The sequence below is a fragment of the Paenibacillus plantarum genome (assembly GCF_013141695.1).
Taxonomy (GTDB): domain Bacteria; phylum Bacillota; class Bacilli; order Paenibacillales; family NBRC-103111; genus Paenibacillus_E; species Paenibacillus_E plantarum.
This window is the reverse complement of the sequence record NZ_WHNY01000079.1, coordinates 1-10,796: the sequence shown is the minus strand read 5'-3', so window position 1 is coordinate 10,796 and position 10,796 is coordinate 1. Positions and strand designations below refer to the sequence as shown.

Genomic DNA, 10,796 nt, shown 5'->3' with positions numbered 1-10,796 from the left:
CTTCTCTCTTCTTACCGACACAGGATCTAACAGTTATCCGTAGGATACCTCTCTAGGCATCCCAGGATAACCTTTCTTATCTAAATGATTACTTATTTGTAGCCAAATATTGCGCAACCTGTTTGGCCATTTCTTCACGAATTTTTTCCAAACCTGCTTCTTTTAATTTCTGGTTGAGCAACGGTAATGCCGTCTGTGGATCAACTAAACCAAAATTAATCGGTTCTCCATACTGTTTGACAACACTCTGTACAGCAGCCAACTCGGCTTTGAACGGTGAAGTATCAAGTATGAAATTGGTTAGCTTCGCATCGTATAATTTGCCTTCCAACTTCTTCTTGGTGTCGACATATTTGGGCCATACTTGATCGGCTTCTCTTACGAATTGCTTAACTCTCCATCCCCATCCACCCAATGCTTCTGGTGCAAGACCGTTATCCACAGCACTCAGCCCTGCAGGCAATGTTAATCTGCCCTCTGGCGTTAATTCATAGTTTTTACCTTTGATCCCGTACATCGTTAAGTCGTAATACTCCTGATTGTTACGCAGCAATTCAAGAAGCATGAGTGCGCGTTCAGGATTTGCCGCTTTGGCATTAATCGCCATCCCATCGACGATATAAGAGCTTCTTGCAATCGGTTTGTCCATACCTCCATAGATAATCCAATCTAGTTCCCAATCCGGATGCTTATCCATGATCTTCTTATATTCATCTTTCGCATTCATTAGGTTCATGTAGGCAACCACACTTTTACCATTGATGAAAGAGTCCTTTGCATTGGTCTGATTCGACAGCACACTCTTAGACCAATAGCCCTTGGATGACCAATCCTTCATTCGATCCGCAAACTTGTTAAATCCAGGAGTCTCATACAGGGTTAACAGCTTATCGGGATGGTCGTTATCATAGAAAAATGGAATAGTACCTGTTCCGCCGACACCCAGCCAATTCTCCTTGCTTTCCTTAAACGCCCAGTAGGTAATGTTATTTTTGTCGACGCCGCCTATGTTATATGGAATCATATCAGGCTCGTTTTTCTTAACCGCTTCGAGATAGACACCTAGATCGTCCAACGTTTTAATCGGTGGAACATTATACTTCTTTCGTAAGTCTTCACGGATCATAATCCCTTGTCCGCCTGGCACGCTGTCTGTTTGCGGGGTCATATAAATTTTCCCATTAACTTTCGATTGCTCCCACGCCACAGCTGGGGTTTCCTTCAGTGTTTTTGGCGCATACTTAGGTAATAAGTCATCAAGCGCCATAAACGCTCCTTTTGGTGCCTCTTGTTGGAAAAAGGCCCAATTCGACGTATAAATGAGATCAAACTTCTCACCAGAAGCAAGTAAGAGCGGATATTTCGTATTCTGGTCACCCCATGAAATATAGTTGATTTTCAGTGTAGCGTTAATATCGTTTTTTAGCTTTTTGTTCACTTCCTTCATGACCGGTTCTAGATCTTTTGGCGGATCACCAAGCAGGTACATCGTGAGTTCAACTTCCTTCTCAGGCTTTGTCACTACTGTCTCGGTGGCCTTCTGACCTTCCACTGGTTTTGGGCTTTCGGTCGTTTGTTTGCTTGTGGTTGTCGTCGAGCAACCTGTAAACACAGTGATGGCAAGTGTAAGGCTAAGCAGTACTGCGGCCGAGCTGAAGTGCTTTGTTCTTCTCATTGATTATGCCTCCCGTTTAAAATGAATTGAAACTATATGCCAACCGCTTTAGCGGATTTAGCCTTTGATCGCGCCAATCGTCAGCCCTTTTACAAAATATTTCTGAACGAATGGATAGAGGAATACAATGGGCCCTGTCGCCACAACCGCCATAGCCATTTTGAGCGACTCCGTTGGCACTTCTGGCAAGACGATGGACGCTTCGGAAACAACCGTTTCTGCAAACTTTGCTTTATTCAGCATGTTGTACAAGAAATATTGCAGCGGAAAGAGCTTCCGATCTTCGATATATAACATCGCGTGAAACCAATCGTTCCAATAATTAAGCGCAATGAACAGTCCAATTGTAGCTAGTCCCGGAGTTGCTAGCGGCAAAATAAGCCGGATGAATATCTTAAAATCGCCTGCCCCATCCATCTTGGCTGACTCGATAATTGCATCTGGAATCGTCTTTATAAAGTTCCTCATCAGGAAGATCAGCCAAGCGCTGAGCAGCCCCGGCAGTAATAAAGAAAGGAAGTGATCCTTCAACTGCAAATATCGGACGACCAGGATATAAGCTGGAATTAATCCCCCACTGAACAGTGTTGTAAAATAGAAGAAAAAGGCAAAGTGATTCCGATATTTGAAATCATACCGCTGAAGAACGTACGCCGTCATGGATGTGACGAATAAACCGGTAATCGTCCCAAGTAGTGTCAGTTGGATCGTTACGCTGTAAGCTCGAAGCATGTCCATTGGCGCTTTGAAAATGACTTGATACGCCTCCAATGAGAATTTGGATGGAATTAACCTGTAACCATCCTTGAAAATGGACTCATTCTCGGTAATCGAAGCGGATATCAGCAACAAGAAGGGAATCAGGCACAAGATGGCCACCACGCCGATAAACAAATACCCTATCGCTTGAAAAGCAATTCTGTCTTTAGTCATGCGTACTCCCTCCGTTAAAACAACGCATAATCGCTGTTGATTTTTTTAATGATGTAATTGACAGTGACAACGAGCAGGAGTCCGAATACCGACTGATAAAATCCGACTGCCGATCCCATGCCAATATCGAAGCTTCGTGTTAATGCCCGGAAGACGTAAGTGTCAATAATATCCGTAGCTTCAAACAAATTTCCGTTATCACCAATCAATTGATAAAAGAGATCAAATTGCCCTCGTAAAAGCGAACCGATGTTGAACAAGAACAGGATGACTACAGTAGGCATAATAAGTGGCAGCGTAATGTAGCGAATTTCTTGGAAGACTGTTGCTCCGTCCATACGCCCCGCTTCATAATACTCACTATTGATGCTCATGATTGCTGCTAGATATATGATAGATCCGTAGCCGATCCATTTCCATAAATAGAAACAGCTAATGATATATTTCCAAATCCAAGGCGTGCCATAAGCATCCATAGGCGCTAGGTTAAACGTTTTCAACAACGTATTTAGAGAGCCAAATTCGAAGTTGAATATATTGTACACGAAAGCGCCAAGCAATACATAGGAGATAAAGTAAGGCAGGAACATCAGCGATTGGCTCAATTTTTTAAAGTATTTCCCCGTCATTTCACTCAAAAAGACAGCTGCTGCAATCTGAGTTACCGTGCCTAACCCAATGAAAACAAAATTGTATACAATGGTGTTGGTTGTTATCCGATAAATCGCCCCAGAAACGAACAAAAACTTGAAATTATCAAACCCAACCCACGGGCTATTGAAAATACCGTCCGTGTAATTGTAGTTTTTGAAAGCTAGTACAAGTCCTGTCATTGGAAAATAAGCAAAGACGATAAACCAAATGACGGCCGGTAACAGCATCAGAAACAATACTTTGTTTTTTTTCATTTCATATAGAAGTCCTCTATTCTTTGGTTTGGGTGCAATACTTCCCCTTCCGGTTTCAATATCTGGGAGCCTGTTAGAAGCCGGTTCGGTACCAACTGCATTCATATAAGCTGCTTCCTCCTTCATATTCTTTTGTAAGTCAACGGTATATGCCTGCCGTCTTACCTAACAACACTGTAACGGTTTCTTTCTCTCAAAAAAACTGCAAATCGGTGTGTGCCGCTCTATTTTCAATGAAAAAACCACTCTAAAAATCGTACATAACTGTAAATTTGATAAACAGGTAATAAAAAGGTTGTGTGCATCCCGTTCGGTTGCTTATAATGGTTCCACTTAGATCAACTTATTGGATAGGTGGAGGTACGGACATGATAACGGAACAAACAGCTTCCACTAACACTAATCGTTTTTACGCCAAGCTGCTTTTATCACTTGTCGTCTCTATTGTCGTTACTCTTTTTGTTGTTTCATTGATCCTATATATGAATTTTGTTAAGGTCATCTTCTCTCATATTAACGATTCGGAGAAAACGAGCCTGTCCCAAGCGAGCTTCAGCGTTAAGTTTATGAATGACTCTGCCCAGACACTTGCCCTCCTCGTGTATTCCGACCCAGCCATTGCACAGCTGTTGTATTACCCTTCCCGCAATCCGGTTGAGAATAATAGCGCTTTAGACAAATTACACACGTATCGGTACATCACACCATTTATTCACTCTATCTACATTTATAATGATCAATCGGAAACATTTTATATTACTTCCCCGGTTATCGACGAAACTGTTCAAAGCAAAACGACATTCATTGATAAAGAAGCTTTGTCTCTCATCCAAAATTTTCGAAGCTATAAAGAGTTCAGCCCCATTCCTCGCTTAATTCCAGAAAGATCTGCCGGTGGTGAAACAAAGATGGTCAGTGTGTATACCTATTTGTTTCACGATCTACCTGGGAACAGTGAGAAGCTAGACAGTGTCGTAGTTCTAAATATCTCCGAGCAGTGGATGCGCGATACGATTCAGGCGTTGGATGCTGGAGCGCCAAGTAATACTTTCATCATTAATGCGAAGGGTCATTTGATTATCAGCAACCAGCAGATGCCCATGTTTAGCGATATAACCGACCAAACTTATATTCAGCAGATTCGTCAGTCCGATCAGCAATCCGGTTATTTCGTGGACAATGTGGACGGCGTGAAGTCACTGGTCATTTATGTCTCCAACGATGCACTGGACTGGACGTTTATCCGTACGATTCCGTACGAACGCATCATCGCCAAAATTGATCGGATGAAGCAGTTGACTCTGCTGATCGGGATTGTGATTCTCTTGGTGGGGATGGCGATTTCCTATGTACTTTCTCGAAGGCTGTATAGGCCAATTCATACCGCATTAACGAACTTGAATGTGCTTCAAATCGAGAAAAGAGATCGTTTTCATCAGGATAAGCAGGAGTTTTTGCGAAATTTGCTAAGGGACACAGAAGGAAATGCCAACAACCTGTCCAAACATTTTACGAAGCTTCATATTGACCTGCGAATGGATCGGCCCTTGGTACTTCTCTTATTACAAATCGACCATTATGTCTCGTTTTGTTCTGACTATCCTTATACGGACCGCAGGCTACTCAAATTTTCTATGATGAATATCGCTTCTGAACTCATTGCGGAACATTATCCCCCAGAAGCTGTTGATATGGAGAACGATCAGTTAGTCATCGTATTGAATATAGACAATGACGACCGAGAAGCCTGTGATCAAACCCTGTATGAGCTGATCCGTCAGGTGCAAACATCTGTACAGTCTTATCTCCATCTCACCTTGACTGCCACCATCTCTGCCCGTTTCCATTGGAGTGATGGCATCCATGAGGTATACCAAGAAACGGTGCAGGCTTCTCAGTATAGACTTGTGTATGGTCACCAAAGCATCATCGATGTCGAGACGCTAGGCGAAGATACATCCGACCATTTCATGTATCCCTCTCAAAAAGGGCAGGTCTTCTCAGAAGCCTTGCTATCCGGCAAAATAGAGGAAGCGAAGATGCGCTATGCGGACATCATCAACCAAGCCGTATCAACCAATAACTACCCGACCATTCAACTAACCCTTACTCATCTGGCTTTCTCATTCAGTAGATGTCTCGATACCATGAGAATAAATGGCAGCCACATTCCCGACATCAAGAATAGTCCATTTGTTACCCTAATTAATCAATTGGAGACATTGGACGAGATTGAAAAAAACTTTTTCCATCTGTACGAACAGTTGATATCTGATCCGGAAGTCAAGAAAAAATCACGTTATGAAGAGCTTTCATTCAATGTCATCTCACTCGTACAGGAACAATACATGGATCCAAACTTATCCCTTGTAAGTGTGGCCGATACCGTTGGCATGTCTCCAGCCTATTTGGGAAGGCTATTCAAGAAAATGACGGCCAAATCGATTCCGGATTATATCCTTGAGGTACGCATCGACAAAGCCAAGGAATTACTGACCTATTCCAACGCCTCCATCAACGACATTGCGGAGCAAGTCGGCTTTGCCAGCAGCCCTTATTTCTTCAAAGTGTTTAAGAAAACAAATGGGGTAACACCGAACGATTACCGGCAAAAAGCTACTTTGGGATCTAACACTTCTGTTGATAATACCCTCGATTCCTGCAATGACTAGAAGTTGTTCCGATAAAATAAAACAGCCGCCATTTTGGCGGATCGGGGTCTCTACCACTTCAAACATGGTTATTGGATGGCAGTGGGAGAACAGTTTTTTGTCCGGGGTTTTTCTCCTAAAAGCCGCTCGTTCTCCCGGCTATCGCCATCTTATACCGAGCTTAAAAAAGGCCAACCAGAATTTCTGGTTAACCTGATAATACGAAAAGTCCGCGGGTTTACGCGGACTTCATTCGGACAATTTTCTTGACAACCGACACTTAAATCTTTCAGCTAACCGATTATCTTCATAGAGAGACTCCATTACTTTTATGGCTTCCGAATCCGTCAAAGCGGATATGCTCTGGAATGGGGATATCCTTCTTTGAAGAAATAAATAACCAACCTAATAGCTCAACAAAAGTAACATGACATCTATTGGATGGTTTTTCTCTGAGAAATGAATATTATCCATTCTATATAAAAAGTAATCGATATTATAAGTGTTAAGTTAAACATGAGTTCATTCAAATACAGTTTTCTGAATGACAACAAATAAGAAACTAAAATTCCTACTAGAATTAGTATATTAAGAATCCTTAATATATTAATCCACTTCTTACTTTCAATTAAATGAAAAAGGAATTCTTTTCTTCGATCTATTATCGTAAAAATAAAAAAAATGATATGTAGAAATAAATGAATTATTGCAAAGAAAAAACTCACTATTAATGCTCCAGCTATAGGTATGCCAAGACTATCGCCATCTGATGGCAAGTTCAGTGACTCAACATATTCCTCGTCTGTAAACAACTCAAAAAAATATGCACTATAAAAGTAACTAATTAAGATTGAAATAATTAATGAACAAATTAAAAATATATATTTGTTAATTCTCATTATTAACTTAATCCCTTCATGACTAATTCAGTTGAATTTTCCAAACGCAAAGCCTATTGCAAGGGACTCTCTCCATCCTTCACCATTATTAAATTCTTAGTGAACATGTATTTCCGATTTGATATCATTTTGACTTAAAAATTTCGTTAAATCATTACTCAGCTGCACAATCTCATTGTTCGCATTATTCGCATAATCCGGCAACAGCATATCCCTAACCATTTTAGTTCGTAGCCATGTCATAAAGAAAAGATCCAATAATAAGTTTGGAAATTTAAGCACCAATTTAAGCATGGGTGGATCAATTGAAACGCCTGCTTTTTGTATTGCCCTTAGATTCGCTTTTAAAGTGACTGTTATTTTGCGTGCCGTCTTTCTGGTTCTGGCTGTTTTTTTGTCAATTATCTTATTCTCAGCATGCAAAACGCTCAACAAGGCAATGTCTGATACGGAATGTGTGATTAGATACGCTTGTATATCCTTTTTAATAACGTAGGGAAGCTTTGCTGTTTTAAATAATTTTGCGAGGTTTTCTATGCGTTCTGTCACTACACCATTAATTTCTCCAAATGCAGTTGCCGCTATAAACTTTGGTAGAAATCGAGCATGCAATACGCCATCTTTAATCTGTCCGCCGAAGCCGGGAAAAGCTGGTAAAAGTCTATCCCCTACGATATCCAGCCACGAAGAAAATCCAATTGAATTACTAGTCATCGTAACTATATGTTTGCTTTGATTATCTTTTAGCGCTAACAACGCTGATTCGGACCGATCATAACGAACGGTAACGAAAATAAAATCGTATACATCGTCATTTTCGAGCGTATCAATGACATTCACTTGTATCGATCTAACTGTACCTTTTTCTATATATTGCAGGCCATTTTCTCTTAATGATTTAAATCTATTAGAATGTGCAAACAAGCTAACGTCAAACCCTGCTTCAATAAGCTTAATTGCGTACATGCTGCCGATGACACCTGCACCAAAAATTAAAATTCGATCTTGTTTTGCTGACATTAAAACCACCCCTACTTATTAGCATTCCCTTTTGATAATCAGACAACATGTTGTATGATGTGATTATAATTCTTCATTTCCCCTTGATCAACCATCAGTTTATTATGATTTGTCGGATGATATTCTTATTCGCTAGTAGGAGGGAAACATGCAAAAGCAACCCGAGATAACGGAGAAAACAAGACAAAAGTTTGTAGAAATTTTTTGTGAGTTATATAGCCAAAAGCCGATTGAGAAAATTTCGGTTCAGGAAATTGCGAATAAGTCAGGATATAACCGCAGCACCTTTTATCAATACTTTACTGATATTTACGAATTGTTAGACACTGTTGAAAATGACTTATTGAATGACATGAAAAAAGAAATGGCGAATAAAGAGCTATCGATGCATACGGTTCAAGATACGCTCTATTGTCTGGACAAAAGAGAACATCTTCTGGTTCTTAATGCCCTTTTGGGTGATTATGGAAGTGCCCGTTTTTTAAAACGCTTAAAAAATGAAATCACTTTGGATCAATTAGAATTAAACGTTCCACAAAACCATTCCTTAACGCCATACTTCATTGAGTTTTACCTGACAACTTCCCTTTCTCTATTTCGTCTTTGGCTCCAGCGTCAACAGGATGTATCATCAGGAGAATTTTTCAAGTTAGTGGAGAACCTATATTCAAGAGGGATTACGCCCTATTTTAAAGAATGAGTCTGTCATTCAAACCAAATCCATATGTTGTATAACAATAAAAAAGCGCGCATAAGCTTGTTTACACATAAGGAGCAGCTGCCGCGGCAATCTGTTCCTGTTTATTGTGCTTTCTAGTGTTAGCTTAACTTATTTTGACAGCAAACCACACCGTCCAAGAGTCTTTTTCAATTATCGGAAGTTGTGTTCCATCAATTTTACTTTCAATATACAATAATAGCTCATTAAGTTCATGATCAGTTAACTCATGCAAAATTGAACGACCAGTTCTTTCTTGAAGGTCTTGATGTAAAGATTCAACATCATTGTATTTTCGTCTAGTTTCCCATATCTGATTCTCACTAAGTAGTCTAAATCCATTAGATTCGAGTGCATGTCGCACATTATTAGATTCATGTCGGCGATTAATTTCTTTATGAACTAATCTAGGATACTTCTCAAAAAAATAACCTCTAAGATGGCTCTCGTCTCCTGGCATTAAGCAATCCTTAGCTGTCCTATCTTGAACTATTAAAATACCGTTATTTTTCAAAATGCGATTTGCTTCTTTAAAACACCTATTCAAGTCAACTAGATGGTGAATTAATGCTCTCTCTAAAATTATATCGTATCCACCCTCAGGAAGTTTCGTATCATAAGCATCTCCTTGAACAAACAAAACGTTATTGCAATCCATACAGTTCTGTGAAGCACCTTTTAACATCTCTTCAGAAAAGTCTACGCCCGTCACCTGTGATGCACCCATACTTAAAAAGGATTTTGTGTAAATGCCGCCGCCGCAACCGATATCAACAACTTGACTACCAATAACATCAACATTTTTTTCGATTAGAGAAGTCCAGGATTCATCGGCATCTCTTGTTGTATAGGTCATTCTGTTTTTGTCTTCGTGGAAGTTAATAGGCATTTAAATCCCTCCTCAAAGTTTCATTGCGTGAAACTGAGTTTCGAAATAATACACCTATATTTTACCACATAGTTCCATACAAACCAACGATCTTTTCAACTATCCCGTTTACTTCATGGATTCGAGAACATATCTAAATTCATTCACAACTTTACAATAATGTGACTAATGGACTCCCGATTCTGCTTGATACATTACACGTTAAAGAAACTGCTTCTGCTTCATTTGTGATTTTAACTCTGTGGCTCCTGTTCTAAACTGCCTAAGCATAAATTATTGTCACTCGTAACTGTTTTGGTACGTGCCATATCAAATTACATCCATTCGTAAGTAGTTACAGGAAATTATCTAACGCGCGTTTGATTTTACGTATATCTTCTTGTTTACGTAAGTGATGGATAAAATTAAGTATTAGACTAACCCTGAAAATGAAACAACAACTGACTAGGACTCGAAAATATAGTCTTAGATTACACTTTACTATTGAACTAAAGTTCTTACGATAGTTTAATTTAAAATACAGGTTCGTAATTTATTTATGTCTTCAACCTTAGCACACACAATTGCTTACTATTTTATTTGCTTTGTCGTTCTCAGTATTTAAGAATGTAGCCTATTATTTACTCAACTCTAACATTGTTATGAAGTCAAAAAGTAAGTGTACTATAATAACAGGGATAATCCTCATACTCTTCACAAAATATATTGAAAAAGCAAAGAACATTATTCCTGCATACAAGGCAGGGATTAATCCCTGATATAGATGATATGATGTTTGTATCACTGTACTTATTAGCACTGAAATTTCTTCATTTTTAAGCAAATACTTCGCTTCTGTTATGGCATATGCTCTAACAATTAGTTCTTCAAAAAAAGGATTAATAATGATAAATAGTAAGTAGAAAATTGATACATTTGTTTTTAAAAAATCGATATTTTTTGGTGTCTGTCCAAAATTCGGAGAGATTGCAAGTGCAATTATATATATAATATAGATTCCAAAGAAGAGAAGGATTCCATGTAATACATCAGATTTCCGAAATTCAAAACCTATATCTTTATAATCTCTCCCCTGTTTTTTTACTACGACTGACCAATTAACA

The 10,796-nt window shown here is 39.2% G+C and carries 8 protein-coding genes; 2 read left to right on the top strand and 6 right to left on the bottom strand.

Annotated elements, in window-relative coordinates:
- Window positions 1–88: 88 nt before the first annotated feature.
- Genes GC096_RS32830 through GC096_RS32820 form a run of 3 tightly spaced genes read right to left on the bottom strand, consistent with a single transcriptional unit; the run spans window position 89 to window position 3,621 of the window.
- Window positions 89–1,675: an ABC transporter substrate-binding protein gene (locus GC096_RS32830; protein WP_171636395.1), complete on the bottom strand. Its 1,587-nt coding sequence runs from the start codon at window positions 1,673–1,675 to the stop codon at window positions 89–91.
- Window positions 1,676–1,732: 57 nt separating this feature from the next.
- A complete protein-coding gene (locus GC096_RS32825) occupies window positions 1,733–2,608 on the bottom strand; it encodes a carbohydrate ABC transporter permease (protein ID WP_171636393.1) in 876 nt (291 codons plus the stop codon).
- 14 nt (window positions 2,609–2,622) lie between these two features.
- Window positions 2,623–3,621 (bottom strand): ABC transporter permease, encoded by a 999-nt coding sequence (locus GC096_RS32820; protein WP_171636391.1) that lies wholly within the window; start codon window positions 3,619–3,621, stop codon window positions 2,623–2,625.
- Window positions 3,622–3,884: 263 nt separating this feature from the next.
- Here GC096_RS32820 and GC096_RS32815 point away from each other — a divergent pair, with 263 nt between their 5' ends.
- Window positions 3,885–6,188 carry a helix-turn-helix domain-containing protein gene (locus GC096_RS32815; RefSeq protein ID WP_171636389.1) on the top strand — a complete coding sequence of 768 codons (2,304 nt, stop codon included), beginning with the start codon at window positions 3,885–3,887 and terminating at the stop codon, window positions 6,186–6,188.
- Window positions 6,189–7,162: 974 nt separating this feature from the next.
- On the opposite strand, the gene GC096_RS32810 is transcribed toward GC096_RS32815, so the two are convergent.
- A complete protein-coding gene (locus tag GC096_RS32810; RefSeq protein WP_171636387.1) occupies window positions 7,163–8,086 on the bottom strand; it encodes a ketopantoate reductase family protein in 924 nt (307 codons plus the stop codon).
- Between the two features lie 148 nt (window positions 8,087–8,234).
- Here GC096_RS32810 and GC096_RS32805 point away from each other — a divergent pair, with 148 nt between their 5' ends.
- On the top strand, window positions 8,235–8,786 hold the full coding sequence (locus GC096_RS32805; protein ID WP_171636385.1) for a TetR/AcrR family transcriptional regulator: 552 nt from the start codon (window positions 8,235–8,237) through the stop codon (window positions 8,784–8,786).
- A gap of 124 nt (window positions 8,787–8,910) precedes the next feature.
- Here the strand turns inward: GC096_RS32805 and GC096_RS32800 are convergent, their stop codons facing one another.
- Together GC096_RS32800 and GC096_RS32795 are read right to left on the bottom strand one after the other, a co-directional pair.
- On the bottom strand, window positions 8,911–9,693 hold the full coding sequence (locus GC096_RS32800; RefSeq protein ID WP_171636383.1) for a class I SAM-dependent methyltransferase: 783 nt from the start codon (window positions 9,691–9,693) through the stop codon (window positions 8,911–8,913).
- 616 nt (window positions 9,694–10,309) lie between these two features.
- The coding region (locus GC096_RS32795) for a CPBP family intramembrane glutamic endopeptidase (RefSeq protein WP_171636381.1) at window positions 10,310–10,796 on the bottom strand (487 nt) is incomplete at its 5' end.